Raw genomic sequence first — 19,596 nt, forward strand, 5'->3', positions numbered from 1 at the left:
TTAGAGATCGAGGATGACGCCGATGGTGTTGCGGACCTGCTGTAGTGATACCGGGCCGACATTTCCTGCGTGCGCTGTGATCCTGCCGACGGCTACCGCTCGCAGATGCTGGCATTGGGCGGCCGACGGAGCCGTGAGTCCGTTGTAATCGTCAGGTTCGATCACAACCTCCGCGCCGCTGCCCCGAATGGTTCGAGTGAGCGGTACAACTTGAACAACGTTGGGACCACCACGCAAGATCCTGGCCGCGGTCACAACAATCGCCGGTCGGGTCATGCCCGCCTCTGAGCCAGATGGCACACCCAGTTCAAGCTGGACTATGTCACCCGGCTTCAGCATCGAGCCAGGCTGTTTCGTCATCGGTCAGCGGTGCGGCGAGGTCATGTCCGATTTCGTCCTGATGGAGCAGTCGGACTGCTCGCGCAACCGTGTTGGCGACAGTCTGGTGTCGCTCGTTAGCGAGTCTGAGCAGCTCGTCATGCGTAGTTCGACTGACCCGAATCGTCGTTGTATCAGACACAACCTCACTTTATCCTGTAGACCAACAGGTCTACAAGGGGTTTCCCCAACTCAAGTTTTCCGGTGGCTTCAAAGCCGCCGAAGCCACCCGAGGTGCACGAATCTTCCCAAGGTTCGCCGGTTACGCTGGACCCATGCCATTTCAACCGCGCGCCTTCCTGCGCGCCGCCGGCCCGGGCGTCCTTCTCATCGCGGCGCTGAGCGCCTGCTCCCCCATCGTCAACGTCAACGCGGCCGGTGACGCCGCAAACCCCGACTGCGCCGAAGTGATGATCGCGCTCCCACCGGACGTTGCAGGCTACGAGCTGAGGGAAACCAACAGCCAGGCAACCGCCGCGTGGGGCGATCCATCGAAGGTTGTTCTGCGCTGCGGCGTCGAGATTCCCGGCCCCACAACCGATGCCTGCGCCTCGGTGAACGACGTTGACTGGATCATCGCGGAGTCGACCGAGAGCGAAATCTGGACCGCCACAACCTACGGCCGGAATCCCGCCGTCGAGGTACTGTTCAACCCCAACGAAGTGGCATCCAGCACCGTCCTGGTCGACCTCGGCGGCCCGGTCTCCCAGATCGAGCAGACCGAAGAGTGCCTGAGCCTCGACGACACCGTGGAGTTGCCCCCGGAAGGCTAGCGCCGCCGTCGTTATCTGAATGAAACCCGAATTATCCCAATCCGCCAGGGAACGTACTCCGAAGTCCCAATATGTGCGCCCAAGAGCTGGGCCTACACATTCCGATGAGGAGGAAACTCTGATGAAGAAGAAAGTAGCTCTTCTAGCCCCCGCCGTAGCCCTCGGGCTCACCACAATGGCGGGAGCGCCGGCCATGGCGGATCACGCGGCCGGTTCCTACTCCACAACCCTGAACCAGGTAAACAACAGTGGAGCATCCGGGACGGCGTGGATTGACGTCAACGGCACCGAAGCGACAGTAACGATCGAGACGTCGGGCCTTGCCGAAACGTTCATGGACAACCCCTACCCGCATGTGCAGCACATTCACATCGGTGCTCAGGGAACCTGCCCCACCATGGCGGATGACGCCAATGGCGACGGCATCGTGAGCACTCCTGAAGGCCAGCCGTCATACGGAATGATCGGCACCACGCTCTCGCTCGAAGGTAGCACCGGCCCTGAAGCCGGAACCGATGTGACAGTTGCTCCTTCCGGAAGTAGCTTCACCTACGAGCGCACGTTCGAGCTGAACCAGGAAACCCAGGATGCCCTGGCCAACGGCACCGGCGTAGTGGTTGTTCACGGTCTGGACCCGGCAAACCAGCCGGCTGCTGCGACCGAAACCATGAGCAGCCTGCCTGGCGCTGAGTCGTTGCCGCTTGCAGCAACGGCACCGGCCCTGTGTGGACCTCTCGACATGCAGCCCGCCGGCGGCGCCGATACCGGTGTGACCGCTGCGGAGCCGGCTGCCGAAGAGTCCAACGGCATGGGTGTCGCCCTGCTCGGCGGCGGCCTCCTGGCTGCAGCCGGTGGCGCGTACGCTGTTCGCCGTCGTATGGTTGCCGACCGCTAAGGAACGGCACCTTCGTTCATGAGTAATTGTGCAAAGGACCGCCGCCTCCGCCTCGCAGCGGGGGCGGCGCTCCTCTTCCTGCCCCTGACGTCCTGCGGAACGCCCGCGGCGGAGGAGCCCGGCACTGCCGGGAGTCCGCCGTCGTCGAGCGCGCCTTCATCCAGTGCGCCCTCCGCGCCTTCCCCGAGCGAGTCCGCCCCCGCCGCGGACGCACCACCCGAGGTGGCGCTGGCCATGGACCCATCCGCTCCGGTGAGCTTCTCCATCCCGTCCCTGGACCGGGAGGCGGAGATCATCGAGACCGGCCTGCGCGAGGACAACACGCTGGAAGTGCCGCCGGATAACGAGGGCGCACCCGCCAGCTGGTACAACGGCTCACCGACACCGGGCGAGACCGGACCTTCAGTACTGCTGGGCCACGTGAATTCGACCGCCGATGAGAGCGGCGTCTTCTACAACCTTGAGGCCATGCAGGCGGGAGACCGGATCACGGTCGACCGGGAAGACGGCTCAACGGCCATCTTCGAGGTGTACAAGAGCGAGGTGTACCCGAAGAACGAATTCCCCACGAAGGCCGTCTACTTCCCGGTCGACGGGGCCGAGCTGCGGCTGATCACGTGTGACGGGTTCACGGCGTCGTCGGGCGAGTTCGAGGACAACCTCGTGGTGTACGCAAAGCTGGTCGAAACGGCCTAGCGTTTCTTTCCGGGTTGGTGCCCGGTCGGAAGTAGAGTGGTGCGCGATGAAAACCACCGATTCCACCCCCGTTTCCGGCACCCAGTACACCCTGCAGCATGGGCCGTACACGGCCTCGATCGCCAGCGTCGGCGCCTCCGTACGTTACCTGCGCCATAATGATCACGACCTCGTGGTCCCCTACGACGCCCATGAGATCCGGCCCTCGTTCCGCGGCGCCGTCCTGGTTCCGTGGCCCAACCGGATTGTCGACGGCAAGTACTCGTTCAACGGCAAGGACTACGAGCTCGCGCTGACCGAGCCGAAGCGCAGCCACGCCCTCCATGGACTGCTCGGGTGGATTGACTGGACACTGGCCGGACAGACCGACGCCTCGGTTCGACTCGAAGCGGTTGTTGTCCCGCAGAAGGGCTACCCGTTCCGACTCGAGGTCGAAGTGCTCTACACGCTCGACGACGACGGCCTCTCCACCACCATCACCGCCGTCAACCCCGGGCCTTCCGCCGCGCCGTACGGTGCATCCGCCCATCCGTACCTAGTGGCAGGCGACGGACTGGTTGACGACTGGACGCTGCAGGTACCGGCGTCGAAAGTCCTGCAGGTGACCGAAGACCGGCTGATCCCGACGACGCTGACCGACGTGGCGTCGTCGTCGGATCTGGACTTCCGGGAGCCTCGGGTGATCGGCTCCACGTTCGCGGACCACGCCTACACGGGCGTCCAGTACGACGACGACGGCGCCGCCACCGTTTCCGTGCGGGCCGCAGACGGGCGCGGGGCGGCAATCACGTTCGACTCGGCCTGCCCATGGGTGCAGATCCACACGGCCGACAAGCCGAACCCGGCCGTTTCCCGGCTTGGCCTGGCCGCTGAACCGATGACGTGCCCGCCGGATGCCTTCAACTCGGGAACGGACCTGACGGTACTGGAGCCGGGCGACACTCACTCGGTGAGCTGGCGGATTCACGCTCTCTAGGCCGCTCGACCGCTGGAGCGCTGACCGGATACGCGGCTTCGAGCGAGGTCCGCGCTGGGGGAATCATTCAGTTGCCGACGTCGCGCCGTCGCAGCCCCGCAACGGCGATGAGGATGAGCGCAGCCGAGCCCAGATACAGCAGGGTGAGCCCTCCGGCGTCGAAACCGTTGCTTAACGGAGCTTCTCCGTAGGCCCAGCGATACGGCGAGAGCGCGTGGAGCCACTGCAGGTCAACACTCTGGTTCCCCAACGCGTTGAACATATAGCCGATGCCCGCAACAGCGGTGCCGGAAAGCAGGGCCACTGTCCTACTGCGAACCAGTGCACCCGCGGCGAGTGAGGCGAGCCCAATGAGCAGCCCCAGACCGCCCAGGGCCGTCACACCGGCGAAGATGGCACTGGTCTGGAGCCCCAGCTCCGAAGGCCCGTTGAGGACGAGGAGGATCACCAGCAGCAACGTGCACAGGATGGCCAGCCGAACGAAGAGTGCCAGAGCTCCCTCGAGTATCACCTGTGTCCTGGTTACCGCATGCGCGAGGGTGAGTTCGAGGGCGCCGCGTTCTTCCTCTCCAGCCACTGCTGCGGTACCCCACCCAATGACGGCGATGCTTAGCAGGACGAAGCCCAGTAGGCCCAACACAGTGGACTGGACATAGCCCGCCCCTGTTGAAAGGTTCTGGAACCCCAACGCCGAGATCATTTCCTCCGGCATGCTCTCAATCATTTGCTGGAGTTGCGCTCCACCACCCATCGTCGGATAGAGGGGCAGATAGAGCAGACAGACTCCCGCTAAACCTGTACCCCAGCCCAGCAGGGCTGGAACCGAGTCTCGTAGGGTGCGGCGAAACAGGGGGAGAATCTCAGTGCGCATGACTGGCTGCTCCTTCCAGGTCGTTTTCGTAGAAGCTCAGGACGGCCCGCTCCAGGTCGGGTTCCTCGATGACGAGGTCCACGATCGTGAGGCGCGCAAGGGCTTTGATGAACTGGTCTGGGGTGCTCTCCAGGGTGCCTTCGACAACCACTCGTGATCCGCTTTCTTCTTCGAGGGTACGAACATTTCCCAGCCCCGCCTCGTACGTGATGCGGCTGCGGTCTTTCTCCAGGTCGTCGGATTGCATGACGAAGCGAACCTTGCGGGCCGCTTCGCTGCGCAAAGCGGAGACGGATCGGGAGTTGACGATGTGACCGTCCTTGAGGATTATGACGAAGTCCGCGGCCTGCTGAATTTCTGAGATCACATGAGAGGAGAGAAAAACGGTCTGGCCTTCGTCTTTAGCGTCCCGGACAAGCGCAAGGAATTCCTGCTGGACCAGCGGATCCAACCCGGACGTTGGTTCGTCCAGCACCAGCAGGTCTGGGCGGTGCATGAACGCCTGGATCAGGCCAAGCTTCTGCCGGTTGCCCTTGGACAAGGTGCGGATCCTGCGGGTTGGGTCAAACCCGAGCCTCTCAGTCAATGCGTCAACCGTTCCGGCCTGTACCCGGCCGGAGAGACGCGCGTAGTGCGTGAGCAGGTCCTTTCCAGTGGCACGTCCATCCAGTCGAAGCTCCCCCGGCAAATAGCCGATCCTGCTCCGCAACCCGGTGCCGCCAACACGTGGATCCTTCCCAAGTACTCGGGCATAACCGCTCGTGGGACGGATAAGGTCCAACAGCAATCGCATGGTTGTGGTCTTTCCGGCTCCGTTGGGCCCAATAACGCCCACTACACTGCCCGTGGGAACGTCGAAAGTGATACCCGCCAGTGCGGTCTTTCCCCGGTACCTCTTGGTCAGTTCATTCGTGCTGATTGCACTGCTCATGACCGTTCCTTCTCCTCGTTTGTCTCCGCTTGCAGTCCCTGCCGGGCCGCGTTGAGCATGGTTTCGTCCCTGTACAGCCCGTAGGTCTGCATTTCCAGGACAGGGAGGGTCATTCGCGCCATGACTTCGGGGGTGAGTTCAGTGGCCCCGAGCTTCCGGGCAACGTGGCCTTCCAGAACCACTGACATCAGCCCTTGCGCTGTCAGAACAACAGACAGCACGTGCGGGTCGCTGCTCGGATTCATCTGACCCGACTTCACACCTTCATCGACCATGGCGCGGGTGGCATCGACGAAGCGATCAAACAGATGCGCACCGGCCTGTCCCCCGTCGGTCAGCATCCTCCCCAGATAGATGAAGAGCGGACGATACGAAACGATCCGTGCCAACGATTCGCGGATACCGTGACCCAGATCCTGCTCATCGAGCAGCTGCGGTTTGGTTTCCATCACCCTTTCCACCAGATAGTCATCGCAGGCCTCCCGCAGCGCCTCCTTTGAACCGAAATGGTGAATTACGAGGCCCGGGGATACACCAGCCTCCGACGCGACAGCCCGAACACTCGTCCGAGCAAACCCGTCCGCGCCAAACCTACGTATCGCGGCATTACGGATCTTTGCCGGGGTATTCAAGTCCTCATTGACTAAACGCATAGTCAATATACTAAACGTTTGTTCAACGCGATACAAGAGTTCAACGCGATACAAGAGTTCAACGCCGTACAAGAGGAGCCCTGGCCGGCTTGTTCAACCCGGCTCAGTGTCGGCTAGCCCCGGCCCCGGGTGCCTCAGACTCGCTCGCCTTCGACAGCGTGAATATGCCATAGCGCATCGCACCTGTTCGGTAGGCAAGGATCAAGCGGGGGATGCTCAGTGCAAAGACGCGGTTGCGTGCACTCAGGGCAAGGCGGCGGGTATCGCGATCGACGATCAGGGCTTTCACAAGGCGTCGGGCACAGATCATCCAGGTGCGCGCAACGCGGTCGCTGACGTCCTCATAGTCGACGACCGCAAATCCCGCGGCCTTGGCCATCGCCTCGTACTCCTCGCGCGTGCCCATCGAGGGCAAGCGCCCCTCGCGGCAGATCGGCTCGAGGAGGTGGCGCACCTTCCAACCGCTTGCACCCGTCTCGGACAGCCACGCGCAGACGACGAAGCGCCCGCCGGGGGCCAGCACACGATGCGCCTCGGCGAAGAACCGCGGTTTGTCGATCATGTGTTCACTCGACTCAATCGCCCAGGCGGCATCGGCCGAGGCGTCCGGAAGACCGTTGGCGAGCCAGTCGCGGAGATGGATGTCCACGTCCAGTACGGGATGCGTGGCGGCGTACTGGGCCTGCTCGGCGGACAGGGTGAAGCCGGTAACGCGGACCCCGCGTGTTACTGCCAACTGCCTGGCGGTCGAGCCATAGCCGCAGCCGACATCGACGCACGCTTCTCCGGACGTAAGCTGCAGCCGGTCGCCTACTGTGTCAGCCAGCGCCTCAACGGCCTCGGCAGGCGTCTCGCGGCCCGTCTCCCATAGCCCGTGATGGACATGATCACCCCACACTTGACGATAAACCGGATCGAGTTCGTCGTAATGGTCAGCGACCGCCGCGGCGTTCTGGGAGACATCGGGGACGATCACGCAATCACACTACAACGCTGATCTGTGCGATCAGATGGTCTCGACTCAATCCGCGGTGGCACGCGGCCGTCAAACACCTAAACACGTTGTGTGAGCCGACTCTCAGTGCTAACCTGTAATCGATTACAGTAATCGATTACAAAACCGTCAGGTTCCCTCAACGACGATCGGACCGCACATGTCAGTTCCCCGCAAGTCCACGGTTGCCCTGGTAGCCCAGCGTGCCGGTGTGTCTGTCGCGTCGGTAAGCCGGGTGCTGAACAACTTGCCGGCATCGGAATCGATCGCAGCAAAAGTCCGCAAGGCGGCCGAAGAACTCGGGTACGTTCCAGATGCCATGGCCCGCTCACTCAAGGTTGGCCGCACAGAGCAGATCGCCCTGGCTGTCGCGGACGTCGGCAACCCGGTTTATGTGACCATGATGCACGCCGTCAGCGAGGTGGTGCGGGAAGCTGGCTTCCGGCTCGTCCTCTCCTCGACTGGCAACGACCCCAACGATGTGGTGGAACTCCTCGACAACCTGGAACGGGGGTATGCCGACGGCGTTATCCTCAGTCCCCTGCGCATCACCGACGAGATCATCGCACGCCTGACCTCCACGAGACTGCCGGTGGTGGTCATCGGATCCCTACCGCAGGGGGTTCTCCTTGACAACGTGCGCGCGGACTCCCGCACCGGCGTCGACATCGCTGTGGCACGCCTGAAAGCTACCGGCCGGAAACACATCGCCTTCGTGAACGGCCCCGTAGATACGGTGCCGGGATCGGCCCGGCTCACAGGTTATCTCGCCGCGATGGAATCGCGAGGGCTGCCAACCACGGCCGACATGCAGGTCGAGGCATCGGACTTCACCTACGCAGCCGGACTGGAAGCGGCGCAGGTGCTCACGGCGCAGGCAACGCCGGACGCCATTCTCTGCGCCAATGACCTTCTCGCCGTTGCCGTCATGAAGGTGATCACTTCCAAAGGGCTGCGTGTGCCGGAGGACGTGGCCATTGTCGGCATGGACAACACCGACCTCGCTGACCACGCCAATCCGTCCATTACGAGTGTGGACCTGGGGTCGGCCGAACGCGCCCGGGAAGCCGCACGGCTGCTACTGGCGCGCATCGAGGATCCATCCCGTCCCTCCGAAACCACCGTGGTGTCCCCGTGGCTCGCGGAGAGGGAGTCAACCGCTGATCCGGCACCGCGCGGACACAATCCCAAGGCCAGGAAGCCGGAGCTTGAGGAAGGTGTGTCATGAGCACAAACATGGCATCGGTTTCAGCCCCACCGGAACGCCCCATCAAGCGCCGCATGACCCGCAAATCGGGTGGCCGCGACGCTTGGATCCTGGTCCTGCCGACCCTCCTGCCCGTGGTGCTGTTCAGCATCTACCCGCTCGCGCAAGGCGTTCTGCTGGGTTTTACCGATGCGCGTGCGGGGCTGAACGTCGAACCGACCTTCAACGGACTTGAGAACTATCAGGAGCTATTCGGATACGACCTCTTCTGGGAATCCTTCCAAATCGGGTTGATCTGGGCGTTTTCCGTCACCATCCTCCAGTTCTTCGCCTCACTTGGCCTGGCGCTGCTACTGAACATGGATCTGCGACTGCGTTGGCTCGCCCGCACTCTTGTCCTCATTCCCTGGGCCATCCCGCCGGTAATCGTTGCCATCATGTGGCGCCTCATGCTGGACCCTTCCTTCGGCCCTGTAAATCAGGCTCTCGGTGCGGTGGGACTCCCGGATAACATCAACTGGCTTGGTGACTTCTCAACGGCACTACCCGCCGTCATCGTGGTGGGCGTATGGTCCGGAATGCCGCAAACCACCATTACCCTTCTGGCCGGGATCCAATCGGTCCAGGCGGAGCTTCATGAGGCCGCAGCGATAGATGGCGCCGGCTCATGGGGCCGTTTCATCCACGTGACCCTGCCAGCCCTGAAACCCATCATCATCGCGATAACCACCCTGGACCTGATCTGGAATTTCAATTCCTTTGCCCTGGTATTCGTGCTGACAGCCGGCGGCCCGGGCGGCCAGACCATGCTTCCCATGCTCTTCGCCTATAACGAGGCGTTCCGCTACGGCGAGTTCGGGCTGGCCTCTGCAATGGGCAACGTCATGGTGGTGGTCATCGCCATCTTCCTGGTGGTCTATTTGCGGGCGCAGACACGGGAACGGAAGTGAAATCATGACCACACAGACTGCCCCCCGAAACGGCCTGAGCCAGAAGCAGCGTCGGATGATCTCGCGTCCCCTGCAATACCTGGTCCTCGCGGGTTACCTGGTGTTCCTCGCCTTCCCGTTGCTATTCCTGCTCAGCACCTCGTTCAAGACCTCGCGTGAGTTGAATTCCCCGGTGCCGCAACTGCTACCAGAGTCACTGGAGTTCACCAACTACGTTTCGGCGATCCAGACGGCCGACCTGCTCACCGCTGGCCGCAACAGCCTGATCGTGGCACTCGCTACGACGGTCATCGTCACGCTGCTTTCTCTTCCTGCGGCCTACGCGCTGGCCCGCTTCAAGACGAAGCTCCGCGGACTTGCGACGGGCTGGATTCTATTGAGCCAGGTCTTCCCCTTCATCCTGATCATCATTCCGCTGTACATCATCCTGCAGCAGATCGGCCTGATCGATTCGCTGGTCGGACTCGTGGTGGTCTACGCGGTATGGTCCCTCCCATTTGCGCTGTGGATGCTCCGTGGGTATGTCGCCGGCATCCCGGTGGATCTTGAGGAGGCAGGCGCTGTTGACGGCGCCTCCCGCCCGCGCATTCTTCGAACCATCGTGCTTCCCCTCCTGGCGCCGGGCCTGGTGGCCACCAGCCTCTTCACGTTCATCTCGTCCTGGAACGAGTTCTTCTTCGCCCTGGTACTCATCCAGGATCCAGACCTCCAAACCCTCCCATTGACACTCGCGCGTTTCATCGGCGCGGAAGGGCAGGTCCAGCTTGGCCAGCTCGCGGCGGCGTCCCTTTTGGCCACGATTCCGAGCCTGGTTTTCTTCGCAATCATCCAGCGGAGGCTGACCTCCGGCCTGCTGAGCGGCGCAGTCAAGGGCTAAGCGCCACCAAAGAACCAACACCACCACAGAAACACCGAATAGGAGAACATCATGAGAAAGACAGTTCCATCCACCCTCGGCGCCGTAGCCGTGGTGGGCCTGCTGTCCGGCTGTGCCTTCGGGGGCGGCTCCACAGAGGGCGGCGGCGATGCACCGGCGGACGGGCCCGTCGCCCTCACCTTCCAAAGCCTGGCATTTCAGGGTCCAACCGTTGAAGCGACGGAGGAAATCGTCGCCTCCTGGAACGAGGCGAACCCCGACATCCAGGTCGAACTCCGACAGGGCAGTTGGGATAACGTCCAGGCGCAGCTTGTCACACAGTTCGAAGGCGGCACCGCTCCGGACATCATCCACTTCGAATCCGCCGGCATGGCCGGCTTCGCCGAGCAGGGTTACCTGGCCGACCTTGAGCCCTACATCGGCGAGGACCTCAGGAGCAGTGTCTCCGAGGACCTGTGGTCCACTGTGACGTCGGAGGAAGCCGGCACTTATGCCGTCCCAACCCTCCTGCAGTCCTACGTGGTCTTCGCGAACAACGACGCCTTCGAGGCCGCGGGTGTTCCCCTTCCCGACGGTGAGACACTGCCGTGGGACGACTTCCAGCAGGTTGCGTCCGACCTCACAGGAGACGGCACGTTCGGCGTTGGGTGGGGACTTCGGCAGCCGACGGCCACCATCATGAACATGGCTCCGATGTTCGGCGGCGAATTCTTCCAGGTCGACGGCGAGAACGTCACCATCGAGGTCGGCGAGGAGGAACTCGCTGCTCCCCAACGTATCCATCAGATGGCCTTCGAGGATGGGTCGATTGACCCGGTGTCCCTGACCCAGAGCGGTTCCGATGTACTTCCCGGCTTTTATGGCGGAACGTACGCCATGTATGTGGGCGGCAACTTCATAGCCCAACAGCTCATCGAATCCGCGCCCGAAGGCTTCAACTGGTCGATTCTTCCCCCACTTGAGGGAACGGTTTCAGCAGAGCAGGTTGCGAACCCCCAGACCATGTCGGTTGCTGCGGAAAGCGAGAGTCCAGAGGCGGCTGCCCAGTTCATCGAGTACTTCGTGGCACAGGAGAACCTCGCCCAACTGGCACAGGGTGACTGGCTGATCCCCGCAACCAGTACCGCACGCGAGCTGGTTGCGGAGCAGACCGACGGCGAGAACGGATGGGCGGCAACCCTTGCCACCGGCGAGCTTCTCACCTCCGCGCCATTCCAGCAGGTGACGAGCTATAACCAGTGGAAGGACCAGTACGCAACACCGATCTTCCAGCAATACTTCGCCGATTCGATCAGTTACGAGGAGTTGCAGACGCAGCTGTCGGAGGGATGGGAATCTGCCGGCGGATGAGGTGACAACTCCACACTTAAACGAATCATCGAATCACTACACGCAGGAGATGGGCATGGATCTGCTGGAAAGCAAGGCTGTGGGAGCGCTGGCTGGTGCCGCCGTGGGCGACGCCCTAGGCGGTGCCGCGGAAGGAAACACTCCGGAGGCCATCCAGGAGCGCTACGGCGGCTACATCACGGGGATTGTTCCGCCGTTCCTCGCCGACTGGCGCAATGCTCGGCCAATCGCGCCCTATCACAAGGGTGACGGCCACATCACCGATGACACCCTGATGACAACGGCACTGGTCGACGTATACGCCACTGTTCGAGATCATCTGGACGCCCACGCCATAGCTGAGCACCTGGTTCCTCTGCTCATCGGGGAGAAGCGGTGGATTCCTGAACTGGAATCCGAGGCGCTGCTTCTCCACCGGGTCTTCCTCGCGGAGAAATGGCTCGTGGCCCGCTTGCATTATGGCCACATCGATCCCCGAGAGGCGGGGGTTGGCAACATCGTCAACTGTGGGGCCACGATGTACGCGGCACCCATTGGGATAGCAAATGCCGGGTCTCCTGAGGCTGCCTATGCTGAGGCGATTGACGCCGCAGGCGCTCACCAATCCAGCTATGGAAGGGAAGCCGCGGGCGTGTTCGCGGCTACTGTGGCGGAGGCAATGCGCCCAGGTTCCACCGCAGACTCGGTGATTGATGTCGCCCTGCAGGTTGCTAAAGATGGGACGCGGGAGGCGATTGCCGCCGTCGTCGACCGTGCCCGCACTGTCGACGGCTGGGAGGACGCGATCCACGCACTCCGCGACGCTGTCCGGCCGTTCGACACGGTCGGTGAGAACTATCGTTCGCCGGCACGGGACGCGAGGATTCCCAGCCGAACCAAGTCGATCGAGGAGTTGCCGGTGGCGCTGGGCATGCTGATCGCCGCGGACGGCGGGTACCGCGAAGCTGTGCTCGGTGCCGTCAACTACGGGAGGGACTCCGATTCGATCGCGGTCATGGCCGGCTCGCTTGCTGGTGCGCTTACCGGACGGGACGGTGTGCCCGCGGAGTGGCGTGAGGCCGTTGCGACGGCGAGCAGGTTCGACATCGAAGCCAGCGGCTTTACGATGGCGGCAGTCGCCAGGGAGATCTGGGGCAAGGACGAGGCTCGGCAGGCAGCGCGCCGGGCTGCGCTCACCGATCTCGGTGTGCAGCAGGAACCGGCTGGAGTGATGCGGTGACCTTCCGCTTGACCTGGACACAGCCAGAGGATCTCGTTCCGCACGGGCTACGGGCGGCTGAAGACGAAGGACGGCACACTTCCCGAATCCGCGAACGCTGGCTGGCTGCGGGTGGCTCCGTGGAGCCGCCAGTATCGGGCGCCTCCGATGCCCCCGCATCCGCCAACCTGCGATCGCTGGCCCGGGATTTGCTTGACGAGTTGGACACCCTGCCCGTGTCTGGGCACCTTTCCGACACGGAGCCGGAGATTCCGGTCCTCGCCAGCCCGGCCGCAGCCGTGAGCACGACGGCGGTGCGCGACCGGGTGCGCGGAGCCTGGCTTGGCCGGGCGGTCGGGTGTCTGCTCGGCAAACCTGTGGAGAAGATTCCCCGCGAGGGCATCCGACGTATTGCGCAGTCCACCGGAAACTGGCCGATCAGCTCCTACTTCACCGCTTGCGGACTGGATCCCGCGGTTGGCGAGCAGTATCCGTGGAACCGGCGGAGCCGGGGCACCAGCCTGCTGGAAAACATTGGCGGAATGCCCGAGGACGATGACCTCAACTTCCCCCTCATCGCCCTCACCATTCTTGAACAACACGGGACCGGTTTCACCACCGACCACGTCGCGAAGGCGTGGCTGGACAACCTTCCAGGCGGCAGGGTCTTCACCGCTGAGCGGATCGCCTACCGGAACCTCCTGGACGGCTACGCTCCGCTGGACGCAGGAGGGCACCGGAACCCGTTCCGGGAATGGATCGGTGCGCAGATCCGCGCGGACGTATACGGCTGGGTTCTGCCCGGACGACCCGAAGAAGCAGCAGAATTGGCGCGGCAGGATGCAATGCTCAGCCATCGCCGTAGCGGAGTCTATGGGGCCATGTTCGTGGCGGCTGCGGCATCAGCCTCGCTCACCGCAGACGGCGTCGACGACGTCCTGGTCGCCGGGCTCTCCGTAGTGCCCCCGCAAAGCCGGTACCGTCACGCCATCGAGGTGGGAGCTGAGCTCGGCAGGAGCGGTCAGGACACCGAAACAGCCCTCGACGCGCTACACAGCGAGTTTGGCCACTTCCACTGGGTCCACTCCCTGAACAATTCGGCACTGCTCGCGTTCGCTCTTACCCGGAGCTCACGCTCCCACACGGAAGGAGACTTCGCCCAGGCAATCACGACCGCTGTCACCGGCGGTTGGGACACGGACTCAACAGCTGCCACTGTTGGGTCGCTCTGTGGAGGCCTGCTCGGCGCGGAGGCGCTGCCCTCCAGCTGGACTAATCCCCTACAGGACAGGCTTGCATCCAGTGTCCCGGGCTTCGATGGAATTTCGTTCGATGAGCTAACTGACAGGACCGTGCGCCTGCAAGAGGAATTCGGCATGAAAAGTGAGGACGGAGCGGAGTGAGCGTCGTCGTCGTAGGAAGCGCCAACCTGGATTTCGTGTACCACGTTGACCGCATTCCCGCACCAGGGGAAACCTTATTGGCAGCGCGTTCAGCGCAGTACCCGGGCGGGAAGGGCAATAACCAGGCGATCGCGGCAGCCAGGGCGGGCGCCCAAACATCCTTCATCGGTTCCCTCGGCAATGACGCCAGCGCGGCAATTCTGAGGCGTGAGCTGAAACTTGCGACCGTCAAGGCTCATCTTCGGACGCAGGACGGCCCTACCGGCACCGCCCTCATCACGCTGGATGGCGCCGGTACCAACACCATCATCGTGAATGCGGGGGCTAACGGTGATTTCGCCGACCTGACGTCGGCTGAACTGGATGCCATTCGGATTGCTGACGTGTTGCTGATGCAACTGGAAATCCCGATGGAGACCGTACTGGACGCTGCACGGGCGGGTCATGAGGCCGGCTGTACCGTGATCCTCAATGCCGCCCCGGTCCGGGAGCTTCCGGCGCAGCTATTGCCGGAACTGGATGTGCTGATCGTCAACGAACATGAGGCACTGATCCTGGCCGGCCTCGCCGACACAACCGGCAGATCCGCCCCAAACCACGCTGCGCTTGAACTCCTGCGGAGTGTGCCGGCCGTCGTTGTAACTCTTGGTGAAAGTGGGCTTTTGGTTGCACGCCGGGGCGCCGAAACCGTGCACTTACCAGCGTTTGCCGCACGCGCCATCGACACCACTGGAGCTGGTGACACCTTCTGCGGTGCTTTTGCGGCAGCTCTTTCCGAGGGAACCGACGTCCTACACGCAGCGCGATTCGCTGCCTGCGCAGCTGCCTTATCCGTGCAAAGGGAAGGCGCCGTGCCTTCCATACCTGACCGAGCAGAGATTGAGAGCCATCTTCATCGCCATGAATCAACTGACTGATCCTGACGAAGCCGCCACCAATTCCTTCGATCCGTTGGTGGCGCGGCCGATTGACCTGCCCACTCAGCTTCCCCTGGGCGGACCAATCGATCCGGCGATCGGCGACATCGCCAAGATCTTCGCGGCTCCGGATGACCCGGCAGAGTGGCCACAGTGGCGGGCCGCGCTGATGCAGTGGCGAGTTGAAGCCCGTGAGCGGCTGCACTATCAGGGAGGTCGTTACGACGACGACCGGTTGCGCTGGGCTGCCCACTGCTACAACGTGGCGTTGGCGTGGTTGTGGGATGAACGGCTCTTCGATCACAGCACTCAGCGGTTCACTGTGCAGTCTTACCTGGAAGGGTGTTCTACATACGGTCGAGTCAACGGCGTTGTGCTCTGGCACGCCTACCCGGTAATCGGGATCGACGACCGAAACCAGTTCGACTTCTACCGCCTTGTTCCCGGCGTGCAGGAAGTCGTCTCCGAGTTCCAAGCTGCAGGTGTGCGGGTATTCATAAACTACAACCCGTGGGACACCGGCACCCGCCGTGCGGACGGCGATGACCCTGCGGAACTGGCTGCGCTCGTTGAGGAGTTGTGGGTCGACGGTGTCTTCCTCGACACCATGAAGGAAGGCGGCACCGAGCTGATCGCCGCACTTGCCGAGAAGGGGCAGGTACTTGAGGGAGAATCGCGGATTCAATTAAGCCGGGTCGAGGACCACCAGCTGAGCTGGGCGCAGTGGTTCGCCGATTCGGCTGCCCCTGGAGTGCTGCGCGCCCACTGGTACGAACAGCGCCACATGATGCACTCGACCCGCCGGTGGAACCGGGACCACAGTGCCGAGCTGCAGACCAGTTTCATGAACGGCACAGGCATGCTGATCTGGGATACCGTCTTTGGCGTCTGGGTTGGATGGAACCAGCGCGATCGGGCCACCTTGCGGGCAATGTCGCGGATTCAGAAGGTTCTTGGCCCGGTGTTTTCGGAGGGCGAGTGGACGCCGCTGATCGATGCAGTTCCGGAAGCCATTGCCGCTGGCGTGTATGTTTCGCGGTTCAAACGCGGGCGGGAGGTGCTCTGGACAGTCATCAACCGGGCGCAGGCGCCTTACTCCGGCCAGGTACTCACCGCGGATGCCTTGGAGGACCGGAGGGTGGTTGATCTGCTCGGCCGGGGTTCCACGGAGACCGGGATCGTGACCATCCCTGCCCGCGGCATCGCGGCACTTTACGCGCACGACGGCGCCGCTCCTGACTGGCTCGACTCCTTTCTCTCGTATGCGGAGACCAACGCAGGCGACCTCACCGCTGACGACGCATTCGAGCAATTACCCCAGCGCCGGGTTGATCCTCCAGCCTCCGGCAACCCGCCGTCGTCGGACGCTGTGGCCCTGTCTGAGGGCATCCACAAGCTCACGGTCGAGTACCGACGGCGCGAGACCGGCCTGTACTTCGACGCACCATATGTGGAGGAATGGAAGCCTCTGCCTCCCCGGCTGCACGACGACCGGCAGGAAACCTTCAGCGTCACCATCGGCCGTGTGGCGGTTGCCGCCACTGAGGTAACGCGTGCGGAATTCGCCCGGTTCGTAGCCGAGACCGGGTATCAGCCCTTACATCAAAACCGCTTCATGGATTGGGATGACCAGCACGACGACGCTCCCGCGACCTATGTTGGGCTCACCGACGCCCGCGCGTACGCACGGTGGGCCGGCGCACGGCTCCCAACCGAGCACGAGTGGCAACTGGCATCCACGGAAAGCAGTTTCGCCCGGCTGAAGCCGTGGGTCTGGAACTGGACCGAAAGCGAGCATACGGACACTGTGACGAGGTTCGTCATCCTCAAGGGCGGCAGCGACTACGCGCCGGAGGGTTCGGACTGGTATTTCGACGGCGGCCGACGGTCGGGGGCATTCTCGGCGAAGTTACTGCTTGCCGGTGCAGGGATGGAACGCAGCCCGTTCATCGGCTTCCGACTTGCCTGGGATGGTCCGCGATGAGCCGTTCCGCTGCCGGACCGCTGACGGACATCCGGGTGCTGGATGTCTCCACTCTGTTCGCCGGTCCGCTGGCGGCAACGTTCCTGGGGGACTTCGGAGCCGACGTCATCAAGGTGGAACATCCCACCAAGCCGGACGCGGCCCGAGGACACGGTCCCGCCAGGGAGGGTGTGAACCTCTGGTGGAAAACGCTGGGACGGAACAAGCGTGCGGTGACGCTGAACCTCGGGACGGACCAGGGTGCTGAGCTACTGCTGAGGCTCGTAGCCGAAGCGGACGTTCTGATCGAGAACTTTCGGCCAGGGACGCTGGAACGGTGGAATCTGGCTCCCGAGCGGCTGCATGAAGTAAATCCTCGTCTGGTCATCGCCCGTGTGACCGCGTTCGGCCAGTTCGGACCGTATGCTGCCCGGCCGGGGTTCGGCTCACTTGCCGAGGCAATGAGCGGTTTCGCGGCCCTGACCGGGGAATCGGACGGACCGCCGACGCTGCCTCCATTCGGACTGGCCGACGGAATCGCCGCCCTTGCCACGAGCTACGCGGTGATGGTGGGGCTTCACAATGCGTCCCGGTCCGGTGAGGGCCAGGTGGTCGATATGGCGATCATCGAGCCGATCCTCATGCTGCTGGGCGGGCAGATCACAGCCTATGACCAATTAGGGCACATCCAACCGCGGGTGGGTAACCGTTCGGTCAACAATGCGCCGCGGAACGTGTACCGCACCGGGGACGGCGAATGGGTTGCCGTTTCCACCAGTTCGCAGTCCATCGCCGAGCGGGTGTTACATCTGGTGGGCCGAAGCGACCTCACCGAACAATCCTGGTTCGGATCAGGCCACACCCGTGCCCAGCATGCGGATGAGCTCGACGACGCCGTCGCCTCCTGGATCGGCCAGCGTCCCACCGCGGTGGTATTGGCCGAGTTTGAACGCGCGCATGCGGCCGTTGCGCCCGTGTATGACGTCCAAGGGGTAATGACCGACCCACAGTATGCCGCGCTCGGGACCGTTCAGCGTGTTGAGGATGATCAGTTGGGTGAGATCAAGATGCAGAACGTTCTCTTCCGGATGAGCGGGACGCCAGGCAGCATCCGGTGGCCTGGCCGCTCTCACGGTCAGGACACCGACGCCGTACTCAAGGAAATCGGCGTTACCGCGGAACAGCTGGCGGCACTGCGGGAACGAGGTGTTGTGTGACTTTGTTGACCGCGCTTTATGTTCCGGGAAACCGTCCCGATCGGTTCGGTAAAGCGGTGGGCGCCGGCGCGGACATGGTCATCCTTGATCTGGAGGACTCTGTGCCTCGGGCAGACAAGACTTCGGCGAGGGCCGCCGTCGTGCGGTGGCTCGAAAGCCGCCATCCAACGGACCGCGACCCTGTGTTCCAGATTCGGATCAATCCTGGTGACGCCGCTGATCTTGAGGCTGTTGCGGACTTGCCTCCAACCGTGGAACTGCGCCTACCCAAGGCCATTCAGCCCGATGACATGGACGCTATTGGTGGGCGAGCAGTCACCGCGTTACTGGAGAATGCGCTCGGCGTGGAGAATGCGTTCGCGATTGCAAGGCACCCGGCGGTGACGCGGGTGGCGCTGGGAGAATCCGATCTCGCGAGCGAGCTGGGAAGCGACAGCGACGCGGTGCTCGATTACGCCCGCCTTCGGTTGGTTTTCGCTGCTAGGGCGGCCGGGATTGAAGCGCCGATGATGTCGGTGTATCCGCGGATACAGGATGCGGAAGGGCTGCTGCGGGACACCGTTCACGGGCTCACGCTCGGATTGGTGGGGCGAGCGGCCGTGCATCCAACGCAGTTGGCTATCATTCGTGAGGCCCACCGTCCTTCCACAGACGAGCTGAGCTGGGCTGAGTCGGTCCAGGTTGCGATGGCGACCGACGGGGTGAGAACCCTGCCGGACGGTTCGATGGTCGATCCGGCGATGATCGGCCGTGCCGAGCAGATCCTAGTACGGCATCGGGCAATCCCGCCGGAGGACTCCTAGCACAATGCCTGCGGGGCTCGAAACCTAAGTCAGCGACTGCAGCTTCTGCTTCAATCCGTTGAGCGCAGGATCCCGCAGGGAGTTGAACGCCGGTTTCAGGAACGGCTGCAAAATCTTTGCCGGTCCCTTCACAGCGAACTCCGCCGTGTACGTCACTTCGCAGCCCGTCCCGTCGGGCTTGACATCGATCGAGTCGAACGCCGTGACGCTCTTGTTCTCGCCACGGAGCTTGATGTGGTTGCCCTCGAGTTCGATAACTTCGTACTCGATCGGGTTCCGCTTGCCCCTGAACTCGGCCTCAGCGTGGTACCGGTGCCCCACTGCGACCGGGCCCTGGGAACGTTTCTCCACCACGGGCGTACCCGGATCCCACTCGCTCGTGTGCTCGAATTGCGAGAGGTAGGCGAAAGCGCGCTCGGGTGACAGATCGGACTTCACTGAACCACTTACGGTAATCATTTAGTCAGCCTACTGATCATCACGCGCGAGCGCACCCATCGACTCTTCAATAGGTGACCGTTTGAGCGCTCAAACGGTCACCTAT

At 63.0% G+C, this 19,596-nt stretch carries 21 protein-coding genes and 1 pseudogene; 14 read left to right on the plus strand and 8 right to left on the minus strand.

Annotation, left to right across the window (positions count from 1 at the left end):
- Complete coding sequence (locus tag ACX80C_RS03165) at positions 1-339, minus strand: type II toxin-antitoxin system PemK/MazF family toxin (protein ID WP_459324782.1); 339 nt, start codon at positions 337-339, stop codon at positions 1-3.
- On the minus strand, positions 323-520 hold the full coding sequence (locus ACX80C_RS03170) for a hypothetical protein (protein WP_459324784.1): 198 nt from the start codon (positions 518-520) through the stop codon (positions 323-325). Before ACX80C_RS03170 ends, ACX80C_RS03165 begins: the two co-directional genes overlap by 17 nt.
- A 133-nt stretch (positions 521-653) precedes the next feature.
- Here ACX80C_RS03170 and ACX80C_RS03175 point away from each other — a divergent pair, with 133 nt between their 5' ends.
- From ACX80C_RS03175 to ACX80C_RS03190, 4 genes are all read left to right on the plus strand, one after another.
- Entirely contained in the window at positions 654-1,151 is a 498-nt protein-coding gene (locus ACX80C_RS03175; RefSeq protein ID WP_459324785.1) for a DUF3515 domain-containing protein, read from the plus strand.
- A 121-nt stretch (positions 1,152-1,272) separates the two neighbouring features.
- Positions 1,273-2,046, plus strand: coding sequence for a hypothetical protein (locus tag ACX80C_RS03180; protein WP_167993422.1), 774 nt, complete (start codon positions 1,273-1,275; stop codon positions 2,044-2,046).
- 18 nt (positions 2,047-2,064) lie between these two features.
- Positions 2,065-2,742, plus strand: coding sequence for a class F sortase (locus ACX80C_RS03185; protein WP_459324786.1), 678 nt, complete (start codon positions 2,065-2,067; stop codon positions 2,740-2,742).
- A 46-nt stretch (positions 2,743-2,788) separates the two neighbouring features.
- On the plus strand, positions 2,789-3,718 hold the full coding sequence (locus ACX80C_RS03190; RefSeq protein ID WP_459324787.1) for an aldose 1-epimerase family protein: 930 nt from the start codon (positions 2,789-2,791) through the stop codon (positions 3,716-3,718).
- Positions 3,719-3,785: 67 nt separating this feature from the next.
- Here the strand turns inward: ACX80C_RS03190 and ACX80C_RS03195 are convergent, their stop codons facing one another.
- The 5 genes and pseudogenes from ACX80C_RS03195 to ACX80C_RS03215 all read right to left on the minus strand — a co-directional run bounded on the left by ACX80C_RS03195 (position 3,786) and on the right by ACX80C_RS03215 (position 7,149).
- A complete protein-coding gene (locus tag ACX80C_RS03195; protein ID WP_459324788.1) occupies positions 3,786-4,589 on the minus strand; it encodes an ABC transporter permease subunit in 804 nt (267 codons plus the stop codon).
- Positions 4,579-5,520, minus strand: coding sequence for an ABC transporter ATP-binding protein (locus ACX80C_RS03200; RefSeq protein WP_459324790.1), 942 nt, complete (start codon positions 5,518-5,520; stop codon positions 4,579-4,581). Before ACX80C_RS03200 ends, ACX80C_RS03195 begins: the two co-directional genes overlap by 11 nt.
- Positions 5,517-5,969 carry a hypothetical protein gene (locus ACX80C_RS03205; protein WP_459325087.1) on the minus strand — a complete coding sequence of 151 codons (453 nt, stop codon included), beginning with the start codon at positions 5,967-5,969 and terminating at the stop codon, positions 5,517-5,519. The genes ACX80C_RS03200 and ACX80C_RS03205 overlap by 4 nt, the downstream gene beginning before the upstream one ends.
- A 36-nt stretch (positions 5,970-6,005) precedes the next feature.
- Positions 6,006-6,173, minus strand: a pseudogene (locus ACX80C_RS03210) (helix-turn-helix domain-containing protein); the annotation flags it as partial.
- Positions 6,174-6,276: 103 nt separating this feature from the next.
- Positions 6,277-7,149, minus strand: a complete 873-nt coding sequence (locus ACX80C_RS03215; protein WP_459324792.1) for a class I SAM-dependent methyltransferase — start codon at positions 7,147-7,149, stop codon at positions 6,277-6,279.
- Positions 7,150-7,327: 178 nt separating this feature from the next.
- Here ACX80C_RS03215 and ACX80C_RS03220 point away from each other — a divergent pair, with 178 nt between their 5' ends.
- Genes ACX80C_RS03220 through ACX80C_RS03265 form a run of 10 tightly spaced genes read left to right on the plus strand, consistent with a single transcriptional unit; the run spans position 7,328 to position 19,052 of the window.
- Positions 7,328-8,395 (plus strand): LacI family DNA-binding transcriptional regulator, encoded by a 1,068-nt coding sequence (locus ACX80C_RS03220; protein WP_459324793.1) that lies wholly within the window; start codon positions 7,328-7,330, stop codon positions 8,393-8,395.
- On the plus strand, positions 8,392-9,324 hold the full coding sequence (locus ACX80C_RS03225; RefSeq protein WP_459324794.1) for a carbohydrate ABC transporter permease: 933 nt from the start codon (positions 8,392-8,394) through the stop codon (positions 9,322-9,324). Before ACX80C_RS03220 ends, ACX80C_RS03225 begins: the two co-directional genes overlap by 4 nt.
- A gap of 4 nt (positions 9,325-9,328) precedes the next feature.
- Positions 9,329-10,201: a carbohydrate ABC transporter permease gene (locus ACX80C_RS03230; protein ID WP_459324795.1), complete on the plus strand. Its 873-nt coding sequence runs from the start codon at positions 9,329-9,331 to the stop codon at positions 10,199-10,201.
- 51 nt (positions 10,202-10,252) lie between these two features.
- Positions 10,253-11,551 (plus strand): ABC transporter substrate-binding protein, encoded by a 1,299-nt coding sequence (locus tag ACX80C_RS03235; protein ID WP_459324796.1) that lies wholly within the window; start codon positions 10,253-10,255, stop codon positions 11,549-11,551.
- 55 nt (positions 11,552-11,606) lie between these two features.
- Positions 11,607-12,770: an ADP-ribosylglycohydrolase family protein gene (locus ACX80C_RS03240; protein WP_167995943.1), complete on the plus strand. Its 1,164-nt coding sequence runs from the start codon at positions 11,607-11,609 to the stop codon at positions 12,768-12,770.
- Positions 12,767-14,152, plus strand: a complete 1,386-nt coding sequence (locus ACX80C_RS03245) for an ADP-ribosylglycohydrolase family protein (RefSeq protein WP_459324797.1) — start codon at positions 12,767-12,769, stop codon at positions 14,150-14,152. The genes ACX80C_RS03240 and ACX80C_RS03245 overlap by 4 nt, the downstream gene beginning before the upstream one ends.
- Positions 14,149-15,069 carry a ribokinase gene (locus ACX80C_RS03250; protein WP_459324798.1) on the plus strand — a complete coding sequence of 307 codons (921 nt, stop codon included), beginning with the start codon at positions 14,149-14,151 and terminating at the stop codon, positions 15,067-15,069. The genes ACX80C_RS03245 and ACX80C_RS03250 overlap by 4 nt, the downstream gene beginning before the upstream one ends.
- Positions 15,053-17,053: a formylglycine-generating enzyme family protein gene (locus ACX80C_RS03255; RefSeq protein WP_459324799.1), complete on the plus strand. Its 2,001-nt coding sequence runs from the start codon at positions 15,053-15,055 to the stop codon at positions 17,051-17,053. The genes ACX80C_RS03250 and ACX80C_RS03255 overlap by 17 nt, the downstream gene beginning before the upstream one ends.
- Positions 17,050-18,249: a CaiB/BaiF CoA transferase family protein gene (locus tag ACX80C_RS03260; protein ID WP_459324800.1), complete on the plus strand. Its 1,200-nt coding sequence runs from the start codon at positions 17,050-17,052 to the stop codon at positions 18,247-18,249. Before ACX80C_RS03255 ends, ACX80C_RS03260 begins: the two co-directional genes overlap by 4 nt.
- Complete coding sequence (locus tag ACX80C_RS03265; protein ID WP_459324801.1) at positions 18,246-19,052, plus strand: HpcH/HpaI aldolase/citrate lyase family protein; 807 nt, start codon at positions 18,246-18,248, stop codon at positions 19,050-19,052. Before ACX80C_RS03260 ends, ACX80C_RS03265 begins: the two co-directional genes overlap by 4 nt.
- 24 nt (positions 19,053-19,076) lie before the next feature.
- Here the strand turns inward: ACX80C_RS03265 and ACX80C_RS03270 are convergent, their stop codons facing one another.
- Entirely contained in the window at positions 19,077-19,511 is a 435-nt protein-coding gene (locus ACX80C_RS03270; RefSeq protein ID WP_167993446.1) for an SRPBCC family protein, read from the minus strand.
- Between the last annotated feature and the right edge of the window lie 85 nt (positions 19,512-19,596).

The sequence above is a fragment of the Arthrobacter tecti genome (genome assembly GCF_054511355.1).

Coding starts and splice junctions, on each gene's coding strand:
- ACX80C_RS03195 (WP_459324788.1), bottom strand. CDS start 4,589: ATGCGCACTGAGATTCTCCCCCTGTTTCGCCGCACCCTACGAGACTCG.
- ACX80C_RS03240 (WP_167995943.1), top strand. CDS start 11,607: ATGGATCTGCTGGAAAGCAAGGCTGTGGGAGCGCTGGCTGGTGCCGCC.
- ACX80C_RS03230 (WP_459324795.1), top strand. CDS start 9,329: ATGACCACACAGACTGCCCCCCGAAACGGCCTGAGCCAGAAGCAGCGT.
- ACX80C_RS03260 (WP_459324800.1), top strand. CDS start 17,050: ATGAGCCGTTCCGCTGCCGGACCGCTGACGGACATCCGGGTGCTGGAT.
- ACX80C_RS03185 (WP_459324786.1), top strand. CDS start 2,065: ATGAGTAATTGTGCAAAGGACCGCCGCCTCCGCCTCGCAGCGGGGGCG.
- ACX80C_RS03235 (WP_459324796.1), top strand. CDS start 10,253: ATGAGAAAGACAGTTCCATCCACCCTCGGCGCCGTAGCCGTGGTGGGC.
- ACX80C_RS03225 (WP_459324794.1), top strand. CDS start 8,392: ATGAGCACAAACATGGCATCGGTTTCAGCCCCACCGGAACGCCCCATC.
- ACX80C_RS03200 (WP_459324790.1), bottom strand. CDS start 5,520: ATGAGCAGTGCAATCAGCACGAATGAACTGACCAAGAGGTACCGGGGA.
- ACX80C_RS03175 (WP_459324785.1), top strand. CDS start 654: ATGCCATTTCAACCGCGCGCCTTCCTGCGCGCCGCCGGCCCGGGCGTC.
- ACX80C_RS03270 (WP_167993446.1), bottom strand. CDS start 19,511: ATGATTACCGTAAGTGGTTCAGTGAAGTCCGATCTGTCACCCGAGCGC.
- ACX80C_RS03220 (WP_459324793.1), top strand. CDS start 7,328: ATGTCAGTTCCCCGCAAGTCCACGGTTGCCCTGGTAGCCCAGCGTGCC.
- ACX80C_RS03180 (WP_167993422.1), top strand. CDS start 1,273: ATGAAGAAGAAAGTAGCTCTTCTAGCCCCCGCCGTAGCCCTCGGGCTC.
- ACX80C_RS03165 (WP_459324782.1), bottom strand. CDS start 339: ATGCTGAAGCCGGGTGACATAGTCCAGCTTGAACTGGGTGTGCCATCT.
- ACX80C_RS03190 (WP_459324787.1), top strand. CDS start 2,789: ATGAAAACCACCGATTCCACCCCCGTTTCCGGCACCCAGTACACCCTG.
- ACX80C_RS03255 (WP_459324799.1), top strand. CDS start 15,053: ATGAATCAACTGACTGATCCTGACGAAGCCGCCACCAATTCCTTCGAT.
- ACX80C_RS03205 (WP_459325087.1), bottom strand. CDS start 5,969: ATGGAAACCAAACCGCAGCTGCTCGATGAGCAGGATCTGGGTCACGGT.